Here is a 311-nt window from a genome sequence, read left to right as displayed (position 1 = left end):
CTTCAACTCGATTCTCCTGAGTCGGCATCGCCGCCAGTTGGTCCGAATACTCATGTCAACAAACAGCTCGAAACCGCATAAAGATAGCGGCAACACGCCTGAATCGCCCGAAAACAGCACCGACATCCCGACCCAAATCGTCAATTACACGCCTCGAACACACGGGGTAGACGTATTTGTCCAGCTTCGAGACGATAACGGTCTCTACAACGAATCCGCAGACCTACAGCGCCAACTCGACACCAAGGCCGGCTACCATGGTCGGAGCGACCATCCGCATCACGTCGGCGATATGTCTCCCTCATGGACGC

The 311-nt window shown here is 55.3% G+C and carries 1 protein-coding gene; it reads left to right on the top strand.

Annotated features, from left to right (window positions below; all coding sequences use genetic code 11):
* Positions 1-52 precede the first annotated feature (52 nt).
* Positions 53-311: hypothetical protein (locus tag EXE45_RS21075; RefSeq protein ID WP_206750526.1), on the top strand; the 259-nt coding region annotated here is incomplete at its 3' end.

Source organism: Halorubrum sp. SP9 (genome assembly GCF_005435015.1).
GTDB classification, from domain to species: Archaea; Halobacteriota; Halobacteria; order Halobacteriales; family Haloferacaceae; genus Halorubrum; species Halorubrum sodomense.
The sequence above is the reverse complement of the archived record's forward strand: the minus strand, read 5'-3'. Positions and strand labels throughout refer to the sequence as shown.